At 38.1% G+C, this 23,406-nt stretch carries 24 protein-coding genes; 8 read left to right on the top strand and 16 right to left on the bottom strand.

Annotated features, from left to right (window positions below; translation table 11 throughout):
* Nucleotide 1 precedes the first annotated feature (1 nt).
* From pilV to murJ, 9 genes are all read right to left on the bottom strand, one after another.
* On the bottom strand, nucleotides 2-562 hold the full coding sequence (gene pilV / locus H5115_RS06530; RefSeq protein ID WP_024596572.1) for a type IV pilus modification protein PilV: 561 nt from the start codon (nucleotides 560-562) through the stop codon (nucleotides 2-4).
* 185 nt (nucleotides 563-747) lie between these two features.
* Nucleotides 748-1,449: a LytTR family DNA-binding domain-containing protein gene (locus H5115_RS06525; protein ID WP_138489452.1), complete on the bottom strand. Its 702-nt coding sequence runs from the start codon at nucleotides 1,447-1,449 to the stop codon at nucleotides 748-750.
* Nucleotides 1,446-2,480, bottom strand: a complete 1,035-nt coding sequence (locus H5115_RS06520) for a sensor histidine kinase (RefSeq protein ID WP_182754370.1) — start codon at nucleotides 2,478-2,480, stop codon at nucleotides 1,446-1,448. The genes H5115_RS06525 and H5115_RS06520 overlap by 4 nt, the downstream gene beginning before the upstream one ends.
* A 29-nt stretch (nucleotides 2,481-2,509) precedes the next feature.
* Complete coding sequence (gene ispH / locus H5115_RS06515) at nucleotides 2,510-3,439, bottom strand: 4-hydroxy-3-methylbut-2-enyl diphosphate reductase (RefSeq protein ID WP_182754367.1); 930 nt, start codon at nucleotides 3,437-3,439, stop codon at nucleotides 2,510-2,512.
* Nucleotides 3,439-3,879 carry an FKBP-type peptidyl-prolyl cis-trans isomerase gene (gene fkpB, locus H5115_RS06510; protein ID WP_002958231.1) on the bottom strand — a complete coding sequence of 147 codons (441 nt, stop codon included), beginning with the start codon at nucleotides 3,877-3,879 and terminating at the stop codon, nucleotides 3,439-3,441. The genes ispH and fkpB overlap by 1 nt, the downstream gene beginning before the upstream one ends.
* Complete coding sequence (gene lspA, locus H5115_RS06505) at nucleotides 3,876-4,376, bottom strand: signal peptidase II (RefSeq protein WP_002958230.1); 501 nt, start codon at nucleotides 4,374-4,376, stop codon at nucleotides 3,876-3,878. Before lspA ends, fkpB begins: the two co-directional genes overlap by 4 nt.
* Nucleotides 4,377-4,388: 12 nt before the next feature.
* Nucleotides 4,389-7,217, bottom strand: coding sequence for an isoleucine--tRNA ligase (gene ileS, locus H5115_RS06500; RefSeq protein ID WP_182670890.1), 2,829 nt, complete (start codon nucleotides 7,215-7,217; stop codon nucleotides 4,389-4,391).
* A 5-nt stretch (nucleotides 7,218-7,222) separates the two neighbouring features.
* A complete protein-coding gene (gene ribF, locus H5115_RS06495) occupies nucleotides 7,223-8,173 on the bottom strand; it encodes a bifunctional riboflavin kinase/FAD synthetase (protein WP_182670889.1) in 951 nt (316 codons plus the stop codon).
* Between the two features lie 84 nt (nucleotides 8,174-8,257).
* The gene (murJ, locus tag H5115_RS06490; protein WP_404936120.1) at nucleotides 8,258-9,796 is read right to left on the bottom strand and encodes a murein biosynthesis integral membrane protein MurJ; all 1,539 of its coding nucleotides are present in this window, start codon (nucleotides 9,794-9,796) and stop codon (nucleotides 8,258-8,260) included.
* Between the two features lie 295 nt (nucleotides 9,797-10,091).
* Between murJ and rpsT the strand changes: the two genes are divergently transcribed.
* On the top strand, nucleotides 10,092-10,352 hold the full coding sequence (rpsT, locus tag H5115_RS06485) for a 30S ribosomal protein S20 (RefSeq protein ID WP_002958225.1): 261 nt from the start codon (nucleotides 10,092-10,094) through the stop codon (nucleotides 10,350-10,352).
* A gap of 108 nt (nucleotides 10,353-10,460) precedes the next feature.
* Here the strand turns inward: rpsT and H5115_RS06480 are convergent, their stop codons facing one another.
* Nucleotides 10,461-10,844 carry a response regulator gene (locus H5115_RS06480; protein WP_002958224.1) on the bottom strand — a complete coding sequence of 128 codons (384 nt, stop codon included), beginning with the start codon at nucleotides 10,842-10,844 and terminating at the stop codon, nucleotides 10,461-10,463.
* Between the two features lie 113 nt (nucleotides 10,845-10,957).
* On the opposite strand from H5115_RS06480, the gene H5115_RS06475 reads away from it, so the two are divergent.
* Together H5115_RS06475 and H5115_RS06470 are read left to right on the top strand one after the other, a co-directional pair.
* A complete protein-coding gene (locus H5115_RS06475; protein WP_182754365.1) occupies nucleotides 10,958-11,401 on the top strand; it encodes a hypothetical protein in 444 nt (147 codons plus the stop codon).
* 106 nt (nucleotides 11,402-11,507) lie between these two features.
* Entirely contained in the window at nucleotides 11,508-11,753 is a 246-nt protein-coding gene (locus tag H5115_RS06470; protein ID WP_002958222.1) for a hypothetical protein, read from the top strand.
* A gap of 187 nt (nucleotides 11,754-11,940) precedes the next feature.
* Here the strand turns inward: H5115_RS06470 and H5115_RS06465 are convergent, their stop codons facing one another.
* Entirely contained in the window at nucleotides 11,941-12,087 is a 147-nt protein-coding gene (locus H5115_RS06465) for a hypothetical protein (RefSeq protein ID WP_182754362.1), read from the bottom strand.
* Nucleotides 12,088-12,183: 96 nt separating this feature from the next.
* Nucleotides 12,184-13,104 (bottom strand): glyoxylate/hydroxypyruvate reductase A, encoded by a 921-nt coding sequence (locus H5115_RS06460; protein WP_182670886.1) that lies wholly within the window; start codon nucleotides 13,102-13,104, stop codon nucleotides 12,184-12,186.
* A 129-nt stretch (nucleotides 13,105-13,233) separates the two neighbouring features.
* On the opposite strand from H5115_RS06460, the gene H5115_RS06455 reads away from it, so the two are divergent.
* Together H5115_RS06455 and H5115_RS06450 are read left to right on the top strand one after the other, a co-directional pair.
* Entirely contained in the window at nucleotides 13,234-14,940 is a 1,707-nt protein-coding gene (locus H5115_RS06455; RefSeq protein WP_182754359.1) for a lysophospholipid acyltransferase family protein, read from the top strand.
* Nucleotides 14,941-15,347: 407 nt separating this feature from the next.
* The gene (locus H5115_RS06450; protein WP_039487096.1) at nucleotides 15,348-16,001 is read left to right on the top strand and encodes an OmpW family protein; all 654 of its coding nucleotides are present in this window, start codon (nucleotides 15,348-15,350) and stop codon (nucleotides 15,999-16,001) included.
* An 81-nt stretch (nucleotides 16,002-16,082) separates the two neighbouring features.
* Here the strand turns inward: H5115_RS06450 and H5115_RS06445 are convergent, their stop codons facing one another.
* Nucleotides 16,083-16,616, bottom strand: a complete 534-nt coding sequence (locus tag H5115_RS06445) for a thioesterase family protein (RefSeq protein ID WP_002958217.1) — start codon at nucleotides 16,614-16,616, stop codon at nucleotides 16,083-16,085.
* A 106-nt stretch (nucleotides 16,617-16,722) separates the two neighbouring features.
* Between H5115_RS06445 and H5115_RS06440 the strand changes: the two genes are divergently transcribed.
* Nucleotides 16,723-17,217, top strand: a complete 495-nt coding sequence (locus tag H5115_RS06440; protein ID WP_024596632.1) for a hypothetical protein — start codon at nucleotides 16,723-16,725, stop codon at nucleotides 17,215-17,217.
* Between the two features lie 28 nt (nucleotides 17,218-17,245).
* On the opposite strand, the gene tyrR is transcribed toward H5115_RS06440, so the two are convergent.
* The 3 genes from tyrR to bcsE all read right to left on the bottom strand — a co-directional run bounded on the left by tyrR (nucleotide 17,246) and on the right by bcsE (nucleotide 22,363).
* Entirely contained in the window at nucleotides 17,246-18,802 is a 1,557-nt protein-coding gene (gene tyrR / locus H5115_RS06435) for a transcriptional regulator TyrR (protein WP_002958215.1), read from the bottom strand.
* 188 nt (nucleotides 18,803-18,990) lie between these two features.
* Nucleotides 18,991-20,571 (bottom strand): cellulose biosynthesis protein BcsG, encoded by a 1,581-nt coding sequence (gene bcsG, locus H5115_RS06430; RefSeq protein WP_182754356.1) that lies wholly within the window; start codon nucleotides 20,569-20,571, stop codon nucleotides 18,991-18,993.
* 169 nt (nucleotides 20,572-20,740) lie between these two features.
* Entirely contained in the window at nucleotides 20,741-22,363 is a 1,623-nt protein-coding gene (gene bcsE, locus H5115_RS06425; protein ID WP_182754353.1) for a cellulose biosynthesis protein BcsE, read from the bottom strand.
* Nucleotides 22,364-22,477: 114 nt separating this feature from the next.
* Between bcsE and bcsR the strand changes: the two genes are divergently transcribed.
* Together bcsR and bcsQ are read left to right on the top strand one after the other, a co-directional pair.
* Nucleotides 22,478-22,657 carry a BcsR/BcsP family cellulose biosynthesis protein gene (bcsR, locus tag H5115_RS06420; protein ID WP_002958211.1) on the top strand — a complete coding sequence of 60 codons (180 nt, stop codon included), beginning with the start codon at nucleotides 22,478-22,480 and terminating at the stop codon, nucleotides 22,655-22,657.
* A gap of 32 nt (nucleotides 22,658-22,689) precedes the next feature.
* Nucleotides 22,690-23,406, top strand: a complete 717-nt coding sequence (gene bcsQ / locus H5115_RS06415) for a cellulose biosynthesis protein BcsQ (protein ID WP_182754349.1) — start codon at nucleotides 22,690-22,692, stop codon at nucleotides 23,404-23,406.

Raw genomic sequence — 23,406 nt, 5'->3', positions numbered from 1 at the left:
GTTAGCTCCTAAGGTAAATATAACTAGTTAAAACAACTAAACGGCGCTTTTTATCAGCCGTTCCACACTTGATGTCTCCAGTCGTACTATTTGCATTAAACTCTTGACGCCCTTGCCAAGATACAACGACCTCTAAATTAAATGCTTTACCACCTGTACCTGCAACTGCAGTAGCCGCAATACATACAGTTGCGTCATCTAAAGAGCCTGTGTTTTCCCTTGCTTTTATAGCTCTTTTCCATTGCTCAAGGTCTAGGGCTGCAACTTGCGCTGCGCTACAAGTGCTTGTAAAACACGTCTGTGAGGTTTTAGTTGAGGCTTCGCTATTAAATGTTTGGGTATATAGGCTAGCTATTTGCGGGGTATCGTTAGCACGGATACGCTGCACAATATCATTACCAAGTGCAACTGCAGCAGCACGCTGCATAGAATCAAAGCTTGCTTGCTTTGCTTTTGCTTGCAAAGCAACTGCGCCTAAAAGGCCAAAACTAAGAATAATAAATGCAATTAGCACTTCAATCAGAGTGAAGCCTCTTTGCACTTTTACGTGAGGTGATTGCATAATAAAACCAAATAAAAATTATCTGATTATAAGTTTATGTTATTTATTTGAGGAATCAATGAGGACTAAGACAAGCGGTTATATTTGTTGATAAACGGTTAATTAAACCTGTTTATTCAATAACACCGTTGATAATTAAGACTCAAATGTATTTAAATCAGGGGAAGGTTAATTGCAAGGTAAGCCTAAAGCGAATTTTTTACTAATTTAAGCTCACGGCGGCTCACTGGCAATAACTCACTGCACCCTTGTAGCTCAATCATATGATTGCCATTCGCTTTTGAATGCAAAGCAATGACTTTTTGTTTATTAACCAATGTATTGCGATGAATTCGCAAAATATGTGTAGGATATTGTAACTCTAATTGTTTTAGACTTTGTTCAAGTAAAGCTTCTCCACCACAGAATATCATTTTGGTATACTTTTCTTCGGCACTAAAATACAAAACATCATTTATATCAACACTGCGTAGAGTACCAGCTAGCTGATAAGAGATTTTTACATTTTGTTGTTTTTGAATATGAACTTTATTTAAGCGCCCAACTTGCTTAAGCACCTTTTGCAATGATTGCTCTGAAATAGGTTTAACTAAATAGCCTGCAGCGCTTAATTGTAAAGCATCGAAGGCATGCTCAGGGTGAGCAGTTATAAAAACAATAGCAGGAGGTAGAGTTAAACTATTGAGCTCATTAGCAACTTGCAAACCATTCATACCAGGCATATCAACATCTAAAAAAATCAAATCTGGCGTTTGCTTTTTAGCAAGTACTAGAGCTTCATTACCATTACTTGCCTCGCCTTGTACAACTATACTTTTATCATGAGCCAACAAACGAATTAAGCGCGATCTCGCAAGAGGTTCATCGTCAACAATGAGTACGTTCATACACTACCCTCAATAAGCTTAGGGATCACGACCTTGACCCTAAACACATCATTTTTATTAGTAATTGTTAGCTGCGCTTTATTTTTATAATAAATATTTAATCGCTGGCGAATATTTTCAAGCGCCATGCCGTTATTAGGCCTAGTTTGAGCATTAGAAATTGTTATTGGGTTAGAAACAATCATGGTTATATAGCCGGTAGTAATATGTAGCTCTACTTTTATTTCTGCACCATGCTCACTTGTTTCAACACCGTGGCATACTGCATTTTCAATTAATGGCTGCAGGGTTAAACAAGGAATGCTCAATGCAGGTAGTTCATTGGGTATTTGCCAATTAACTCTTAAGCGATTACCGAAACGCCATGTTTCAAGTGCTATATATTGCTTACTCAGCGTTATTTCATCGTCAAGAGATACATTTTTTCCTGAGTGCATTGCAGCCTGCGATAAGGCGGCTAATGCTAAAATAGCCTGCTCTGCCGCATCGGCATCATGATGAGTAAGCTCTGCAGCAGTGTTTAAACTATTATATAAAAAATGAGGACGTATTCTAGCTTGCAAGGCATCAAGTTCAGCTCGAGAAAGCGCTTTAGTTTGCTGCTCTTTTTCAAAATGAATTAATAAAAATTGGACGAATAAAGCCGCCAGCAAAGCCACTATAATGCAATTGCGAAGTGTGAAATAAATTAAGTTATCTGTATCATCTATATCAAAAGCAAAATGGGAAAATAAAATACTAAAAATGCACGTAGATAATAAAAAAAAGATAAAAAACAAACTTAACTGAAAAGTTTGAGTGCGCGTTTGTAAGAAAAATCTACAAAAATATAAAGAAGAGGTACCGACTAAAACAATTAAATGAATAAACAAACTAATGATCCCAAGTCGAAGCCAAATATCGCCTTCTACATTGGGTGCAAAGGCTAAAACAATAGCAATAACTTGAGAAACAATAAGCGAAGCTAGTACGCCTCGCTCATTAAAAAGAGCCGAAAAAAGCAAACCATCATCTTTTAGTGACTTGCTCATAACGACTCTCCTATAATCTAAATTTTAAATTAACGTAGCTCTACAGGAACAGCAAATACGATATTCTCTTCTTCGCCTGGGTTTTCAACAACCTGCGTACCACCAAGATCTTTTAATCGGCTTATAACTTCTTGTACAAGTACTTCTGGCGCAGATGCACCCGCAGTTACACCCACTGATTTAGAACCTGAAACCCACTGCTCTTGCACATCAGTTGCATCATCAATTAAATAAGCAACAGTGCCCATTTTATCTGCAAGTTCACGTAAGCGATTAGAGTTAGAGCTGTTTTTAGCGCCAACAACTAATAGCACATCAACTTTGTCAGCTAAGTCACGAACAGCATCCTGACGATTTTGCGTTGCATAACAAATATCATCTTTACGAGGTCCGTCAATTGATGGAAACTTATTGCGTAGTGCGTCAATAACATCTGCTGTGTCATCAACTGAGAGTGTTGTTTGGCTGCAATAAAAAAGATTTTCAGCATTTTTTACATTAAGCGCAACAACATCATCAACGGTTTCAACAAGATAAATACCACCGTCTGAGTTATCATATTGTCCCATTGTTCCCTCTACTTCAGGGTGACCATGATGTCCAATTAAAATACACTCAATACCTTTGCGACTCGCACGTGTAACTTCCATATGCACTTTAGTTACAAGCGGACACGTTGCATCAAATACTTTTAAATCACGACGTTTAGCCTCACTGCGAACCGCTTGCGATACGCCATGTGCGCTAAAAATAACAATACTGTCGTCAGGTACTTGATCAAGCTCTTCAACAAATACCGCACCACGGCTTTTTAGTCCATCAACCACATAGCGGTTATGTACTACTTCGTGGCGAACATAAATTGGCTTTTCAAAAATATCTAAAGCGCGCTCAACAATACTAATAGCACGGTCAACACCAGCGCAAAAGCCGCGAGGATTAGCTAGTAATATTTCCATTAACCTTCCACCTCAATAATATCAACTTCAAACGTTAAACGCTGGCCAGATAAAGGGTGATTAAAATCAATCGTTACCGACTCACCTTGCACTTCGCGAACTAAACCAGGAAGCTCAGTGCCATCAGGTTGAGTAAACGCAATAATTGCACCTACCTTAGCTGGTGTTTCTGGACCAAACTTACTACGGTCAACGTAGTAAATATTATCTGGATTTGGTTGACCAAAAGCATCTTCAGGTTCTAATTCAAACGTTTTACTTTCGCCTGCAGTTAAACCTAATAAACACTTTTCGAAGTTTGCCGTTAAGCTGCCATCACCCATTGTTAATTTAGCAGGTTTGTTGTGCACCTTGGTAGAATCAGCGGCAGAGCCATCTTCTAATTTAATAGAAAAATGGAAAATAACTTGCGAGTTTTCACCAATTACAGCTTGGCTCATGCTTTATGCTCCTTTGGACTCTCGCCGGTGAAGGCGTCAAATAACAATAATGCTGCGCCAATACAAATAGCGCAATCGGCAATATTGAATACAGGGAAATGTGAGTCTTTATAAAAAACGTGAATAAAGTCGATTACATAACCATACGCAATACGATCGTATAAATTACCAATAGCGCCAGCAAGTACCAATGCATAAGCACCGCATAGTACTTTATTTGTAGCAGGTAAGCGTTTTAGCCACCACACAAGCAAAGCACTAATAGCAACGGCAATTGCACTTAAAAACCAACGCTGCCAACCACCCGCTTCACTTAAAAAGCTATAAGCAGCACCATAGTTATGTACATAAGTAATACTAAAAACAGGGAGTAAGTTTATAGACTCTTGATAAGCCATAGTCCCTACAACAAGTGTTTTACTGGCAAAGTCTATTACTAAAAGTAATAGACTCAACCAAAGCCACACTAAACCACTTTTTTGGGCTAGTTTGCTCACTAAGAATAACTCCTAAGCGAATTGACGCTTTTCACCTTCGCCGTCAACATTACTTACACAACGACCACAAATTTCAGGATGAGCAGGCTCAACACCTACATCTTCGCTGTAATGCCAACAACGCTCACATTTAGCAGCATCTGTTGCAGCAACGCTAATGAACAAACCTTCAATTTCGGTAGCTTGTGTATCTGCAGGCTGGCTATCAACTTCAGTAACATTCACCGCTGATGTTAACAATACAAAACGCAGTTCATCACCAAGCGCGTTTAATTTAGCGGCAAGCTCTTTACCCGTAAATAAATTCACCGTTGCTTGAAGTGTTGCACCAATTACTTCTTCTTTACGTGCAGCTTCTAATAAGCGGTTTACTTCGTCACGTACAGTTAAAATCTCTAACCAATCATCGTTACTAAATTGGCTATTTGTTGGCGCTTGTAAGCCATCGTACCAAACTGATGTAAATACGTAGTCACTACGCTCACCCGGTAACGCTTCCCAAATTTCTTGTGCGGTAAAGCTCATAATAGGTGCCATCCAACGCGTCATTGCTTCTGCGATATGATAAAGCGCAGTTTGACAAGAACGACGTGCATGGCTATCACTCTTAGCTGTATATTGACGATCTTTAATAACATCTAAATAGAACGAGCCAAGCTCACCCGTACAGAAGTTCATTAGCTTTTGAGTTACTAATAGCATTTGGTAGCTGTCGTATGCGGCTAAAATTTCGTCTTGCAACTGAGCTGCGCGGCCAACAATCCACTTATCAAGCTCAACCATATCATCAACAGCTACTTGATCTGTTTCTGGGTTAAAACCATTTAGGTTAGCAAGCAAGTAACGGCTGGTGTTACGAATACGGCGGTAACGATCGGCTGAGCGTTTAAATATTTCATCCGACACAGTCATTTCTGCCGTGTAATCGGTAGAAGCCACCCACAAACGTAGAATGTCAGCACCTAGTTTATTCATCACATTTTGTGGTGAAATAACATTACCTAGTGACTTAGACATTTTGCGGCCGTTTTCATCAACAGTAAAACCATGAGTCAATACTTGGCGGTATGGCGCATGACCATTAATAGCCACAGATGTCATCATTGATGACATAAACCAACCACGGTGCTGATCAGAACCTTCAAGGTATAAGTCAGCTGGACCAACCAGGTCTTCACGTGCATCTACTACACAAGCGTGTGACACACCTGAGTCAAACCATACATCTAGCGTATCTTGCACTTTCATGTATTGCTTGGCGTCTTCTTCACCAAGTAAAGTAGCTGGTTCTAAATCGTACCATGCTTGTATACCAGACTTTTCAACAAGCTCTGCTGCTTGAGCAATTAACTCTTGTGTATTTGGGTGAAGTGCACCGGTGTCTTTATCAACGAACAATGCAATAGGAACGCCCCAAGTACGCTGACGAGAAATACACCAATCTGGGCGGCTTTCAACCATGTTAGAAATACGGCTTTCGCCCCACTCTGGTAACCATTGCGTGTTTTTAATCTCAGCAAGAGAATCTTGACGTAAGTTAGCCTGATCCATACTTACAAACCACTGCGGTGTAGCACGGAAAATGATTGGTGTTTTGTGGCGCCAACAATGTGGGTAACTATGCGTAAGCGCATGGTGATGCATAAGCGCACCACGCTCTTTTAACACTTCAATTACGCTCGCATTCGCCTTAAATACGTGCTGACCTGCAAAAAGTTCGGTATCTGGTAAATAAACACCATTTGCACCAACAGGGTTAGCCACTTCAAGGTTGTAATTTAAGCCTGCCACGAAATCTTCTTGACCATGGCCTGGGGCGGTATGTACAACACCAGTACCTGAATCAGTAGTTACGTGTTCTGCAACAATCACTGGTACATTAAAATCATAAAAAGGATGGGCTACTTGCAAGTTTTCAAGCGCTGCACCTTTTACATACCCTAGTACGTGAAAGTGATTAAAACCAAAACGGTCCATAGCATCTTTAACAAGCTCAGAACCTAAAATTAGGCGTTGTTGTACGCCTTCATCTTCAACCTGTACTAACGCATACTCTAAATCGGCATGCACAGCCACAGCGCGGTTTGCAGGAAGCGTCCACGGTGTTGTTGTCCAAATAACAGTACCAACACTGCCTTCACCTTTATGACCATCAGCCAGATCAAAGGCACTAACAACAGCATCTTGATCAACAAATGTAAAACGCACATCGATTGCTGGTGACTGCTTATCTTGGTATTCAACTTCTGCTTCTGCTAATGCAGAGCCGCAGTCTGTACACCAATGCACAGGCTTGGCGCCTTTATGCAAATGACCTTTTTCAATAATTCGACCAAGCACACGAATTGCATTCGCTTCAAAGTCAAAGTTCATTGTTAAATATGGCTTATCCCAATCTGCAAATACGCCTAAACGTTTAAAATCAACTTTTTGACCTTCAACTTGTTTTTTAGCGTATGCACGGCATTTTTCACGAAACTCACTCGCAGTAACTTTTACACCCGGCTTGCCTACTTTTTTCTCAACCATTAACTCGATTGGTAAACCATGACAATCCCAACCTGGAACTAATGGTGAATCAAAGTCAGATAATGTTTTAGACTTAACAATAATATCTTTTAATATCTTATTAACTGAGTGGCCTAAATGGATATCGCCATTTGCATACGGAGGGCCGTCATGCAAAATAAAGGTTTTTTTACCTTTCTTAGCGCTGCGAATTTGACCATAAAGGTCGTCCTCATACCATGCTTTAAGCATTTTTGGTTCACGTTGTGCCAAATTGCCACGCATTGGAAACGGTGTTTCCGGTAAGTTCAAAGTATGTTTATAGTCGCTCATTTATCCTACATTCCGTCTCTATCGGCTACCTGATTTAAACCAAAACACTGCTTAGCGGCAGCAACATCAGTTGCTATTTGCGCCGTTAATTGTGTTAATGTCTCGAATTTTTTCTCATCGCGAAGTTTTTTTATTAACTCCACATGCATAAATTGTCCGTAAATATCCTGTGCAAAATCAAAAAGGTGAACTTCTAATAATGCACGAGTTCCATTAAATGTCGGCTTATTGCCTACATTTGCAACTCCAAAAATCTGTTTTCCTGCAATCGTTGCTTGCACTGCAAACACTCCGTTGACAGGACACACTTGGCGTTTTAGGGCTATATTTGCCGTTCTAAAACCGAGTTCACGCCCTCTTTTCCAACCATGTATAACACGCCCAGAAATAGCATAATCGTGACCAAGCATTATTTTAGCACTTCCTAAGTCACCGGATGCTAAAGCATCTCGTATTAAAGTGCTGCTTACTCTAGCATTTAATTGACGAAAGCTCGCGGTGCTTTTTACATCCATGCCCGCTTGCTCACCCATGCTAGTAAGTAAGTGAAAGTTACCTTGGCGTTGCTTTCCAAACTTAAAATCATCACCAACAGTAAGTGCTTTAACACCTAACTTTTTAATCAAAATCTCATTAACGAATTGCTCAGCATGCATGTTTGCAAATTGCTGATTAAAGCTAATGCAAATAACTCGCTCAATACCTAAATCACTCAATAAACGTAACTTATCTCGTAAGCGCGTTAACCGTGCAGGGGCATTGTTTTTAGCAAAAAACTCTTGTGGCTGGGGTTCAAACAGCATTACAGTGCTAGGCAAACTATGCGCTTTAGCATCGCTAAGTAAACCTTTTAATACTTCTGCGTGGCCTAAATGAACGCCGTCAAAATTACCAATAGTTAACACACAACCAAAATGGTGTGGGCGAATATTGTGTATACCTCTAATTAACTCCATGCCACCTAATGCCTTGTTTAGCGAGCTATTAATTACGGCTAAAAAATGATTAAAGCCGCAGAGTTGCCGATTATAATCTTTTTTTTAGTTTGATTCAGTAATTGCTACACTTTTTATCGTATTTAGTCTAACGCCCATCACAAATAGCATTGCAAAGTAGCTAATACCTGCCAAAGCCACTAGCGCTACTAATAATATTACTTGCTGTGTAAAGGCCCATGTAGCCCAATAATAGTAACTGCTCACAAACCATGTGACAGCTCCCATAACAATACTTGCAACAACACATTTAAGTGTAAAACGCATACTCATTGATGAGAACTGGTATACATTTTCTTTTTTAAGCTGTCTGTATAATAAAAATGCATTGCAGCTAGCCGATAACGAAGTAGCAAGTGCCAACCCTAAATAACCAATGAAAGGAGCCAGCATAATGTTAAACACCATATTAAGTACTAAGGTAATAATACCAATACGCACCGGTGTTTTTGTATCTTGACGAGCATAAAAGCCAGGAGCGAGTACTTTTATTAGCATAAAGCTTACAAGACCGACCGAATATGCGACTACGCCTAAGCTTACAGCTTTGACATGATCAACACTGTCTTCTTTAAATGCACCGTGGTCGAACAACACGGTAATAATAAGTGGACTGATGATCATTAAACCTATCATTGCTGGTAGGCCTAAAAATATAACAAAACGAACTCCCCAATCGAGAGTATGCTGAAAGTCGCTACTTTTTTTACTGCTATGTAGTTTAGAAAGCGCCGGTAAAATAACTGTCGCAATACCAATACCAAATAATCCCAGCGGAAATTCAATTAAGCGGTCTGAATAATAAAGCCACGCAATTGAACCCGTCATCAGTAATGACGCAATCATGGTATCTAGCAACAGATTAATTTGACTAATAGAGACACCAAACAAAGCCGGTAGCATAAGTTTTCGTACTTTTTTTACGTTTTCGTCTTGCCATGCCCAGCGCGGACGCGCCAACATTTTAGCGCGATACAAGAACGGTAGTTGAAATAGTAGTTGCACTACACCACCGACAAATACACCTATGGCAAGTGCATAAGCACCTACTGAAAATTTATCATGTAAAAAAATTGCACACGTAATAATAGAAACATTAAGCAAAACTGGTGTAAAAGCAGCAACAGCGAAACGGTTATACACATTCATAACCGCACCACTAAGTGCAACTAAGCTTACAAAAAATAAATAGGGGAATGTAAGTTTAAGTAGTGAACTTGCAAGTTCAAATTTTTCGGCATTAGGTCCGCCTTGCCACCAATCTATAAACCAACCGGTACCAAATAATGCTGCAATAACAGGAGAAGCAACAACACCTATAATAGTGACAATTAGTAAAATGGTTCCTAATGTGCCTGCTGCTTGTGCAACAAAAAGTCTGACCTTGTCGTCGCCTTGCTGTTCTTTAATTTCACTTAGCACAGGTACGAATGCTTGTGCGAAGGCACCTTCTGCAAATAAACGGCGTAAAAAATTAGGAATACGGTTAGCAAATAAAAAAACATCAGCCGCTGCACTTGCGCCTAATAAATTGGCAACGACAGCATCTCGAACGAGCCCTAAAATACGCGATATCATAGTCATACAACTAACAATCATACCAGAGCGAAATAAACCTTTTGACACCTTAAACCTACTCAAAAATCCTCAAGATAGGCGATTATGCCACAGTCTTTTTTATAAATCGCTTTAAAGCACTAGGCTGGGGGTCTGTGCTTTGTTACAATGTCTATATTAACTGCTAAAGCGGCAAATTGATGCTCGTTATATGGTGCAGTTTTTCTTGGATTGTTAAATTTAAATTGACATCCATGATAGAAACAGGCATATTCCACGGCCTTTAATTTAAGCTTTATTTTAAGATTGTTAGGAGCAAACCTTGGCTAACATCAAGTCTGCAAAAAAACGCGCTATCACAAGCGAAAAAAACCGTCAGCACAACGCAAGCCGTCGTTCAATGATGCGCACTTACTTCAAAAAAGTAATTGTTGCTATTGAAGCGGGCGATAAAGAAGCTGCACAGCAAGCTTTTTCTGTTGCTACACCTATCCTAGACCGTTACGCAACTAAGGGTCTAATTCACAAAAACAAAGCAGCTCGTCATAAGAGCCGTATAGCAGCTAAGATTAAAGCTCTATAATTTGTTTTTGATTGAATATAAAAAACCGGCTTTTGCCGGTTTTTTTTTATCTAAGATTTAAACTCGTACTTTAATAACAGTCGACATAAATATTTAAACAGATTGGTGTCATACATTTTCCAAGTCTGGATAAAACTTCTTAAGCATTGCCGCTATTTTTTTAGGTGTAAACGGCTTCACTACAAATCCTTTAGCGCCTTTATCAATTGCATCCTTAACATTTTCAATACCTGAATGTGCAGATACCATTACAACATTTGTCTCAGGGCTTAATTCATTGATTTGTGCAATCAAATCTTTGCCATCGCCGTCCGGCAGTTCTATGTCTAAAAAAATGATATTATAATTTGCAGCCTGGCACTCACTAATACATTGTGAGGCAGTAGATGCTTCCTTTACGTTATCTATCCCTAAGTGCATGAGCGTTTGGCTCAAAAAACTACGCACTGTGCTAACGTCATCTACAATTAAAATTGATAGCTGCGTATTCATCTTTATTCCTCGTAGGCTATAAGCTAACTTTAAGTTATCATAATAATTAGCTTAGTATATAAATTTGCTCATTTAATTATAGAGACCTACGGAAAAAAGGCCAGATTTGCTTTATGTCTAAAACCCCAAATAAACAGTCGTTGCTAGGTAAAGCACCAACAAGAAAAAAAACAGCGCAAAAAAGAAAGCCGCAACGCCCTACTCAGCGCTCTATACCCGCAGCGGAAAAAACAAACATAAACAATGGCACTAGCCAAAAAACAAAGTCAAAAAAGGGGCTATTTATATCTCTGGCCATTGTTATTGTAATAATTTTAGCTTTTCCAAAACCAACCTTGCTCACCTATAAAAAATTAGGGATGGTAAGTGAGAGTGTATACTGGCCTGGACTTTTGGGTTACGGAGCTACTTTAATTGATTCCAACTTGCACCCCAACTATGATTCTAGCCGTGAATCCCTTTATTTATGCAGTGATTTACAAAAACCACAGAGCTGTCAAAAGTATCAAGTAATTGCTGACAATGGTTTGTTTTCGGCAATTGGCAGTTACTTTTAGCATTAAAAAAACTAATCTGAAAATTTAAAATTACTTGGTTGAAAGGTGTGCAAAAGATCAACATAATGGCGCTCCTTTTTTCAACAACTGAACTATTGAAACGACCATGCTAAACGAGCTAGATTGGCTTTTAAATACTACACTACTTGCACTAGGTTTAGGTGCATTCTTTATTAACCAGATAACACTGCTGCGCGTTGCCGCCATTAGTGCATGTGGTTTATTGTTCTTATCATTTAGCCTAGATCTTATGTCGTCGAGCGTTATTTCAAATATGAGTTTAGTGTTGATCAACACTTTTTACTTGTTTAAAGTTTATACATTTGGGCAATTTAATGTAACCCAAAGTTAACAACTTTTCCTTAGAATATTTAATAGCCCAGCATTGCTGGGCTTTTTTATTGCTAATTTTTAAAATATTAGAAACACGTTGGATCAGGACAATATTAAACGCCACTAAAGCACCACTACAATAATGGTGCTGTGCATGTACTGTTGAGAGAAACGAGAAGAGAGACGAAAATACCTAATAAGCTAGGTTAATCTGCTATTGTTAATTCACTTTGGGTTTGTGTTTTAGATGGACTATCTTCAGCGTTAGCCTGATTAAACCAAGCTGAAACACCTAGCACGATAATTGAAATAACAACGAGGCTTAATTTAGCCCCACTTTGATTGGATTTCATAACACCCTCTTTATATTTTTATTAGTGAGAATATCTTTTACATTAATGAAAATTACAAATGTTAACAAGCTGTTTTTTAAACTAATTAGCTATCAGCTAATAACCTTTAGTTCTATCCACTGAATTATTAAGTGCTAAGCCCTTATTCAAACGTTCAATATTATCGGCTATTTGGTCTATAACGCTATTTAAATCAGATAGCGCGGCACAATGTGGTGTAAGTGTTATTTTGGGGTTTCCCCAGTAAGGGTGGTTCTGCGTTAAAGGTTCTTGGTCAAAAACATCCAAGGTAGCAGCGCGTAAGCTATCGTTATTTAATGCATTTAATAAATCTTGCTCAACCACATGAGCACCACGTGCCACATTAATAACAACAGCATGTGAAGGTAGCTTAGCGAGCATTGAGTGATTAATAATACCCTTCGTTGCCTGCGTAAGAGGTAATAAGCACACGAGATAATCAATCTTACAAAGCATATCGCTAAGTCCTTCATCGCCATAATAAACCTCGACATTAGTCGTGTTTTTATTACTTTGCGCCCAGGCACTTACTTTAAAACCATTAGTTACAAGTTTTTGCGCACATGCTTTACCTAATTCGCCAAATCCAAGTATACCAACATGTTTATTACTAAAAGCTCGTTTTGGCTTCCATGTTTGCTGTGTTTGTTTAGTGTAATACTCTTTTAAGCGTAATTTTTGAGCTAAGACATGTGTAAGTACATATTCCGCCATATCTTCAGCTAGTTGCATGTCAACAATACGTACTACTTCGACATGTTCAGGTAATAATGTTAAATCGATACTGTCTACGCCTGCACCAAATGACGACACAGCTTTTAAGTTAGGCAGCTGCGGCCACAGAGACTCAGGAGCATTCCACGCAAGTACAAAATCCACATTATTTGCGTTTTTGCAATCAGGCCATTGCTCTATCAATGTATTTGGTAATCGCTCTTGTAACTTCGTTATTAGCTTTTCGTTGTTGCGCCCCGTTATAGCCACCAATACCGACATAAATTCTCCTAGCAATTCACAGTTTATAATTTAGTACTTTAAAAAGTCACACTACTGCAAAGTAACTGTCACACCCTTTTTTTAATCTTACATGTATAGCGAATAGACCAAACGGAATATGAGGTTAATATGATAAGTGTTGATAAAGTAATTGCAGCAAACTTACCACAACTAGAGAACTCTCCAAAAGTAAAAGGTTTAGTAAAAAAGGGCTTAGGTTACTTATTGCATGAGCAAGAGTTTATCACCTTTGGTAATACGTACCCTCACCTACAAGGGTTAGAATTTGTTGAGCAAGTACTTGATGAACTCAATTTTGATACGCGCTATAAACCTAAGCAGATAGAACATATTCCTAACGAGGATAAACTTGTTATTGTTGCTAACCACCCTATTGGTTCACTAGATGCTTTAGCACTTATCAAAGTACTCTCTACAGTAAGGCAAGATTTAAAAGTAGTCGCAAACCGCATGTTAATGTCGGTCAGCGCAATGCATTCTCTTTTACTCCCTGTTGATAACTTATCTGGTATGAGTAAAAAGCAAGAGCTTAGTAATATACAAAACCATTTAAAAGGCGGAGGTGCCTTACTTATATTTCCTGCAGGGGAAGTGTCGCGCCTAGGACCAACCGGTATTAAGGATTGCAAATGGAATAGCGGTTTTTTACGTATGGCAAAAAAAGCCAACTGCCCCATTTTACCTATTTTTATTAAAGCCAAAAATAGTCCACTTTTTTATGGTACATCAATGATTTACAAGCCTCTGGCAAGTTTATTATTAGTGACAGAAATGTTTAAGCAGCGCAAAAAATCTTTAGAGTTTGAGATTGGTGCTTCTATCCCTCCTGAATCCTACTTAATAGAAAACCTTAAAGATAAAGAAATTGTAAACCTCATACGTAAGCAGCTTTATAGGCTTACAACTAAAAAAACACTGCCGCTAAAAACACAAACACCTATTGCTGTGCCTGAGTGTAGAAAAGAACTAAAAAGAGCAATTGAGCAATGTCAGCTTCTGGGTAAAACACACGATGGCATGCACATTCATCTATATCAATATGTAGGTAGTTCACCTATTTTTAGAGAGCTAGGACGCCTCAGAGAAATAGCATTTAGAGCAGTAGGTGAAGGAAGCGGTAAGCGTCGTGATATAGATAAATACGATATGGATTACCAACACCTTGTACTGTGGGACCCTATGCAACTAGAGCTAGTAGGTGCTTATCGATTAGCCTGCGCACAACAGATAATACAAAAACATGGACGTGAAGGTTTATATACCGATAGTTTATTTTCTTACACCGACGCTATGACGCCCTATCTAAAACAAGGAATTGAGCTTGGTCGAAGTTTTGTACAACCTAAGTATTGGGGACGTAAGAGTCTTGACTATTTATGGTACGGTATTGGTGCTTTTATAAAAAACTACCCACAGTATAGATATCTATTTGGGGCTGTAAGTGTATCCAACGCTCTACCTGAGCAAGCCAAAGCCATGCTCGTTTATTTCTATCAACATTATTATAAAAGCAGTATAGAACTAGCTACGCCTAATAATGAGCTTAAATTAACTGAGCAACAGCTAACTCAATGCAATATTCTTTTTAATGGAAACGATGTTAAAGAAGATTTTGTAGAGTTAAAGCATGTGTTAGCTAATATGGGCGCTCAAGTCCCTACTTTATTTAAACAATATACTGAGCTTTGCAACCCTGGCGGTGTACAATTTTTAAGCTTCAGCATTGATCCCGATTTTAATAATTGTATTGATGGATTGGTATTAGTCGATCTTAAAAGTGTGAAAGAAAACAAAGCTAAACGTTATTTAGAATAACTATTGATAAGTAAAGTCAGTGCACCGAGTATTTTATGCCTTATAAAGTACTCGGTTAATATTTAATTATAAATACCGACTCAATCGCGTTTAAGTCTTCCAATGCTTTTTAAATGTCGGGTGTTTAAATTATTTTTGTACCCTGCTAAAAACATATTTTCTTGTTTATTAAGACCCTTGGTTAAACACGAGATTATGACAAGGCAGTGCCTGCCTTATATTCATGTGACTGTTAATTAAATAAATATGTCAATCTTTACAAAAGCATAACGACACTAAAATTAATCTAAATCAATAAAACATTTTATAAGCTTCAAATGCTTTTTAAACTTTGATCTAGAACAGGTTTTCATATTTATTGCTCGGTAATAATAGCGCCAATCAAACAGTAGTTCTTGGAGAACAACATGAAAACTCAAATTAGCATCGCATTATTAACCTCTTTATTAGCACTCTCTCCAGCTGCACACGCTAACTTTAGCGTAAATGTTGGCGCTATTAACGTAAACCCTGATAACAGTAGCTCAGCGATTAATGAAGCACCTACGCTAGGCCTTAAAGGTGATTCAGATACTCAACTAGGTATCACCGTAGATTATGCATTTAACGATCAATGGGTGTTAGAACTGATAGCAGCAACACCGTTTTCACACGATGTAAATGGCGCAGGCGGCTTAGCAGGCAATAAAATTGCAGATATAAAACAACTTCCACCGTCATTGGTTGCACAATACCACTTTTTAGATACAAGCTATGCGCTAAGACCTTTTATAGGCGTAGGCATAAACTACACTGCATTTTTTGATGAGCAACCCTCTCAAGCACTTAAAGCAACACTAGGAACAGACGATGTAGAAGTAAAGTTAGATGATTCGTTTGGCTTTATGGCTCAGGTAGGTGCTAACTATAAAATTGATAAAAACTGGGGTTTACACGCCATGGTATCAATTATGGATATTGATACCGATGCCACTGTTTATGCTAATGGTGCAAAAGCGCTTACATCAACTGTTGAGCTTGACCCTGTTGTGGCTATGTTTGGTGTTAGGTACAGCTTTTAAAGCATATATAAAGTAGTACATAGTTGCCCAATTACAATGTGTGTTAAAAGGCCGAAAGGCCTTTTTTTTCATTTGTAGAGATTAGGGCAGGTTACTTAACTTTTTCTGCTCTAACATTTCTTTCCAGTGCATTACTTCACTTGGCAATATAGGTGTTTGCCCATCAAAACCAGCAACTTCAAGCATTTCTTCAATGCTTATAATACCCTTTTTACTTTTAAATACACCGCGTACATAAGCAATAGCATGTAAGCCTCGCTCTGAGTGAAACTTTTGCTCAATATAAAAGTATTTATGATCCCAGCCAACTAACTTAGTACTTATTGTATATCGCTGCATAGGTTTAATATCGCGGATATAAGTAATAGCAGTTGCGTTAACAATCGGAAACCAACGACGCTTCATTATTTGCTTTAGTAAGCCAACACGCTCCGTCATCCACGTGCGAGATAAATCCATCATCGCAAGATAGCGTGAGTTCGTTAAATGTAGATTAATATCACAATCAGTCGGCAAAGCTTTGTAATCAATATCTACTGTATCAAGTAGATTTTGATATTGCTTATTGCGTTTAATTTTGAAAAATAATAATAAAAGTCGAATATATAAGTTCACAAAAAAGGTCTTACCAGTTAAATTTATTCGAGTGTAGCATAGCCCCTTGCGAAGACGAATATTCTACTTTAATCTTAAATCATTATTACAATAAAAAAGATAACTAATGAAATCAAAACTAAAAATTATCGCTGCACTGGCCCTATTAGTCCCTAGCTACAATGCTTTTGCCGATTTCTCGTTACCAGGTAAAGGCTCAGTAACTTACCCTACCGGTGTAGTTAAAGAATTTAAATTTGGTTTTGAATGGCAGCAAAAAGCTGAGAAATTCACTATTGGATCTAAAAGTTACAATATGGAGCAAATTCCTAGCTCTTATTCTGTCGCCATCACGCTTTCAAAAGATGACAGCCAAGTATGGGTTCAAGAATTTAATAATGGGTTTATTGAGGAGTTTGAATGGCAAATTGGCGAACATACAGTCACTCTAAAAAAGCAGCAGTTTAGCGATCCGGTAAAAGGTGACTATGTTATTGAGCTAAATGGCCGTAGCTATTTTTTCACTCGTAATAACGCCAGTATCGTAATGAACTTTAACGAAGAAGGTATTGAGACGATTGCAATTGATGGGGTAACAAAAAATATGGGCACTAAAAATTAGTCCCCATATTTTAATTTCTTTAAGTCAATTACACTTTTACTGTTTTTCGATTAATCCCGTAATCACGTAACTTATTAGCTACAGCGGTGTGACTTAGGCCCAATCGCTTAGCTAACTGACGTGAGCTTGGGTAAGCGGGGTAGAGTTTGCGAAGTAAAGTCGCCTCAAAACGTTTAACAGCTTGATCTAGTGAGCCTTCAAAATCAGACTCTAAATACCCTAAATCATGAGTAAAAGTTGGTAACTGCAAATGCTCTACGCGAAGCTCGCTATCATCTAGTAACGACACTGCACGGTAAATTGCATTTTCCAGCTGACGTACATTTCCAGGCCACGGGTACTCTTGTAAAAAGCTTAAACATTCTTGTGATAAAACAGGAATTGCATGACCATTTTGTTGTGCGTATTTTTGAATAAAATGCTCTGCAAGTGGCCCTACATCTGCTTTTCTATCTCTTAGTGGCGCTATTTCTAAAGTAAGCACGTTTATACGGTAATATAAGTCTTCTCTAAAAACCCCTTCTTGTACCATTGCAGGTAAGTCTTTTTGAGTAGCGGCAACAATACGTACATTTACTTTAACTTCGTTCTCATCGCCTACTTTTCTAAACGTACCATCTTGTAAAAAACGCAGTAACTTAGTTTGTAGTTGAGTCGACATTTCGCCAACCTCATCTAAAAATACAGTTCCACCATCAGCTTGCTCTAATACACCACGCTTTGGCGCTGCGTTTTCTTCGTACCCGGCATAACCGAATAATTCAGACTCAGCAACATCATCAGGAAGTGAAGCACACGATAGCGCAATAAAAGGCTTAACAGAGCGATTAGATGCGTAATGGCACGCTCTAGCTAATAACTCTTTACCTGTGCCAGTTTCACCAGTAATCAAAATAGGGGCTTCTAGTTGCGCCATTTTGCGTGCTTCGCGCACAACTCGGCGCATTGCCGTACTAAAGTTATGAATAGTAGCAAAGCTTTCTTGCCCGTAGCGTCTAAATGCACTGACCTGCTGCCCTAAGCGGCTTTGCGATTTAATGTTAATAACCGCACCCGCAAGCACATCACCTTCACTACCTTGAGGGACTGCAATTGGTAAAATGTCTGCAATAAAATCCTCACCCGCCACTTCAACGCGTGTGGTTTGCCCGAGCACTTCTTTACCTTCTAGCCAACGTGTAAAGTTAAAGCCTTTAAGTAAGTTATTAATATTTGCACCAATAACTTCTTTTTCAATTAACTGTAAGTCCTTACATGCTGCATCGTTGCATAAGCGTACCCAACCTTTAGCATCAATAGAGATAACGCCATCAGGCAATGCGCGTAGCAAAGTATTTAATTCGTTGTGTTCACGCTCTGATGGTAAAAACGCAGTGGTACGCACGTCATGTACGCCGTCGATTAAACGTATCGATGGCATAATTTTTTGAAATTGTTCAAATTCTATTTCGGGAAAACTAACGTACATACGACAATTTACAGAATCAACTTCAATTCCTTTTAGATCAACGCTGTAGTTAACTAATATATTAAGGATTTCTTGAGCAATACCAATTCGATCAGCACAGTGAATATCTAGACGCATACATCCTCAAAGAAGGAAAAACTATATTAGCTGAATAATACGCTAAGTCGCTTTGAGAAGGTAGCTTATTGTAAACATTTTTGGACAAAACAGACTGCGAAAGCGATAAGTTGAAATGTAATTAAATGAAGAAAAGTAGCACTGATATTTAACTATACCAGTGCTATTTGTTAAATCTTATTATGAGACTACTTACCTTGTGGGTAAGCTGACCAATCACCACCATCTAATTGTATGAATGGTCGTTGGTTAACATACATCATTATTGTGCCTTCGTTTTCAGCAACCTTAGGTGCTGTGGGTAGGTTTTCAAGCAAATTAGCAACACTATTATTCCCACCAAATACATCAGTTTGCAGCGCCTTACTTACCAGCTCTGAAAGCGCAAAGTAACTTGTTGAATCATCAACCACAATTTGCGAATAGTTTTGTACGTCTGGGCCTATAAATTTAATTGCTACAGGTACCGACACAATTGCTGGGCTTGGGATTTCACGTAAACCTGCAAACTGTACTTTGTCACCTTTTAAATTAGCGCCGTGTTCAGGCACTATCATTAACATAACGTTGCGACCGCGTTTTTCTAATTTTTTTACAAATTGGTTAATATCAGCAAACAAGTTTTTATGTCTGATTGGGTATGTCTCTTTACTATTAACCCTTGGTTGATTCTCTAGCTGATTACCATCATGTAAACTTGTGGTGTTGTAGTACATCGCACACGGCTTACAATCTTCAGCTTGCTCTAACCAACCATCCAGCACAGCTTCATCTGAGTAAATAGGACTATTATCAAAACCTCGTAGCGCCACTGGCATTGAATCTATATTAAATGGCGTACTATCTAGGCCACCGTACTTATTTATTAAACCTTTAAACTCATCAAAATGTCCGTCGTGATTCATCACAACATTGTTTTGATAACCTAGTTTCTCTAGGTTTTTAAACAAGTGACATTGTTCAGGTGCCTCTTTAAATAATGCTGTTTGACTCGTTTGCCCACAACTAGCGCGCAGCAGCCTTACTGCAGCGGGTCCACTGTATGACGTAGCCGAGTTAAAGTCTGAAAACACCACATCAAAGTCTTTATACATATCAGTAACACTTACACCAATAGCATTTAAATCAGCAACAGCCATTGAGCATATATTCAAAATAATTACATCAAACAGCTCACCATTCACTTGGTTTGGAAAGTGGCTCATTAGTAAGCTTTGTTGTTGATAAAAATCAGCGAGCTTTTGATCGGGAGATTGCGCTGCCTGAGTGATCACTTGCGTTTGAGGATTACTTTGATTTTGGGTAACCGGTTCAGGGGTTGCCACATTATTAACGAATTGTGATTGAGAGTTATCTCCTTGCCACCCTACAACTAACAGCCCAACAATAGTCACGGTGGTAAAGCGTATCCATTGCGATGTATACCAAAAACACACACTAATTACGAACAAAGCCAACAACATATCAACGCTAATAACTCGGGTTAATAGCTCGATAAAGTAACCAAAACTAAAATCTTGAACGTTACCTGCTTGTTTGGTCAACCTGTTTATTGGTGGCAACCATGAGTCTTGATAAAGTAACACCACAGCAAACACAGCACCTAGTATATGTTTTGCCTTCTCTATTAATGGCTGTTTAAATTTAATCGCAAGCAATGCAGCAAAAGCGGCATTAGTTAGTACGTTAAAATCAATTGCACCGTAATAAAACAGAGCAAACTTAACTAAAAAATAAAGGTTCCAAACCCCTAAACCTGATAATTTCACTGCTTATCCTTTTTTACTGTATTTGGTGTATAAGGCTCTAGTACTTCATGTTTAAAAGTAAGCTTATAATAATATTTTGTTATTTGAGATAAAATGTATTTGCCTAGCATACAAAGCACCGCGCCAAGCACCATTGCAAGAAACACGGTAATTAAAAGCTGATTCATACTCATAAGTTATCTCTTAGTTTCATTATAAAAGGCTTAGCATCTGGGCGGCTTTTACTAGAAAATTCTGGGGTGTTAATATTTTCAGTAACGCTGTTTGCTATATCAGGTGCAAATTTATAGCTATCATTCTCAGCAAGTTTTTGCGAGAAATCTACAACACTCTTACCTTTATAAAATCGCCTTAACTGTTTACATTCTTGTTGAATGTAAAAGTGGTCAGAAATTATATTTTGCTGTACAAAAAAATCACTCGTTTTTAATTTAAACAAATGCTTAATTGCATTATCAACGTCATTTTCTCTACAAGCATGCAAATATAAATAAACTGTATTATCTGCAATGCTAAATACATCACCTTCGCGCTTAATATGAAATAAATGCAAAGGATGAATAGGGTCAATTCTTGGTAGTAGCTCAAGTTTCACTAGCACACCACTAACACCTAAATTAACGGCTGAGTCACTATGAATTTCTACTTGTTTCGTAAACTCGATGAAAGGTAAATATCCTTTCGAAAAGGTATTTTCAGTGTATTTTAAAACATCCTCAACTGAGGAAGGTAAAGGCCTTGAAAACTTAAAACCTTGAATAGATTGCACTTGTGAAAGCAAACGCGAAGGCTCTGAAAAGCTATACAAAATTAGATTTACACCCAAGGTTAAAAATAAGCACTCATCTTGATGGCGAATAACACCATCAACATTTTGAATAACAAGCTTTAACCATCGTCCGCAGTTTTTTCTAAGTTCAAAACACTGCTTACCCAATAGCGCCAAATCGGTGTAACGCGTAACTGCAAAAATTAAGGTGGCTGCTTCTACTTTTGGGCCTTTATTAAATAAATCATTATTATCTTTTACGCTTTTATAATGCATCGGTAACTTAGTACCTTCGGGCACAGCACTTTGCACGAGCCAAACATCGTCTTCATCGGCAAAGTCTGAGTGTTTAAGTGTTTTACTTTCGCTTGGCATTCCAGTTTGTACAACAAACTGATTACCACTTAATAATAATTGGTAATGTTCACCAGCAATAACCCCCCTACTGTGACGCCAATAATCATATTCAAGTACTCGAACCGCAGAGTCGTTATCAACAAATACCAGCCCATCAAATACATTGTTTAATCGTCTAAATAAAAAGCGATAATTTGCAATATCAGGTCCCGAAATTAAAAATAATAATGTAGCTCCCGTACTACGAACAAAATCGTTGTACTGCCTCATCATCAACTCTAAGCTTTTCTCGTCAGTACTGCTTAACTGTGCTGTATTAAAATGAACAAAAATAAGCGCTTTGTTTAGGCGTTTATAAGCACTTATTTCTTTTATAATACCTGAATTAATTTTCTCTATAGAATGATTCTGTGTTTCTGAGGCCAACGAAAAAGGGTGTACTCTATTATGCTTATAAGCATAATTTAACGATGCAGAAAAAGAAGAATCAAAAAATGATTCAATCTCTTGGGAAACTATATATATATCATTAACCAAGCTTTGGTTAATTGAATGTAACGCCAATTCGATTACAAAATTGTCTAAAGGGGCTAAAACAGCATAACTTGAAGCCGATTTTAACTCTTTTGCAGCAGGCTCTAATCCCGTTATGTTAAAGTTATGCACTTAAAACGCCCTATAAAAAATACTTTTTTACTAGTTTTAACCGTTATTCTATATATAATAGCCAAATATTGTCCACTTTTAATCAAAATAATTAAAGTAACTGTAAAGGTAATAATGAATAACTTGACGCCTAAAAACTCACAAACGTTAACATCAAGTGACATAGAAAACCTTGCACTACGTTTTGGTGGAAAGAGTGATGACTACATAGAAATTGTAAACAAACAGCAAAATAATAATACAATTAATAAGTACGCATTACTTAAAGAAATAAACAACGAACTAAACACATAAGTTAGTTCAATTAAAGATAGGTAAAACTTCCGTTGCAAAGAGTTTTCGTTAAAGGTATCAAAGGCGGTTTAGGCACTACCTCTGTGGTTGCAAATTTAGCGTGCGTGCTAAAAAAGTCTGATGTTGACGTTATTGCAATCGATCTAGATGCAAAAAGTGACCTAGGTTTACATTTTGGCTTGCCATGGAAGTATACCAAAGGCTGGAGTAATGAAGCGAGCTTTGAAGATGCACTTGTGCATTTTCATCAAGATGACGATGGCATTATATTTTTACCATATGGTGACAGCACTGATACTAGCATCGATAACATCACTAAAATGGTAAATAGATGCAAAAACCTAAATTATAGCCAAGAAGCGTGGGTAATTTTTGACTGCCCTGCACATATTAACCTTCCCCACTATCCGTTAGAGAAAAACGATATTGTAATTGAACTGGTTAATTGCGACGCTATTTGTCACAGCTTAATTTATAGACGCCTACAAACACTCAAAAATTCAGATACTGATTGGAAGCATTACTTTTTAGTTAACCGCTATAATTCTGCATCTACGCTAGAATTTGACTTGTTTTCTCTTTGGCAATCTACGCTCCCCCTTATAGCTCCGTTTTTTATCAACAGTGACGAAGTTATTAAAGAGTCAACCGCATACAGAAATGTAGCGCTTAATTGCGCGCCATATAGTGTCGCAAACGATGACTTTGAAACACTAGCTGGTTGGCTAGTTAGTAAAGCGACCTTATAA

Source organism: Pseudoalteromonas sp. SR44-2 (assembly GCF_014163745.1).
GTDB lineage: Bacteria > Pseudomonadota > Gammaproteobacteria > Enterobacterales > Alteromonadaceae > Pseudoalteromonas > Pseudoalteromonas distincta.
This window is presented reverse-complemented; position numbering and strand designations above follow the sequence as displayed.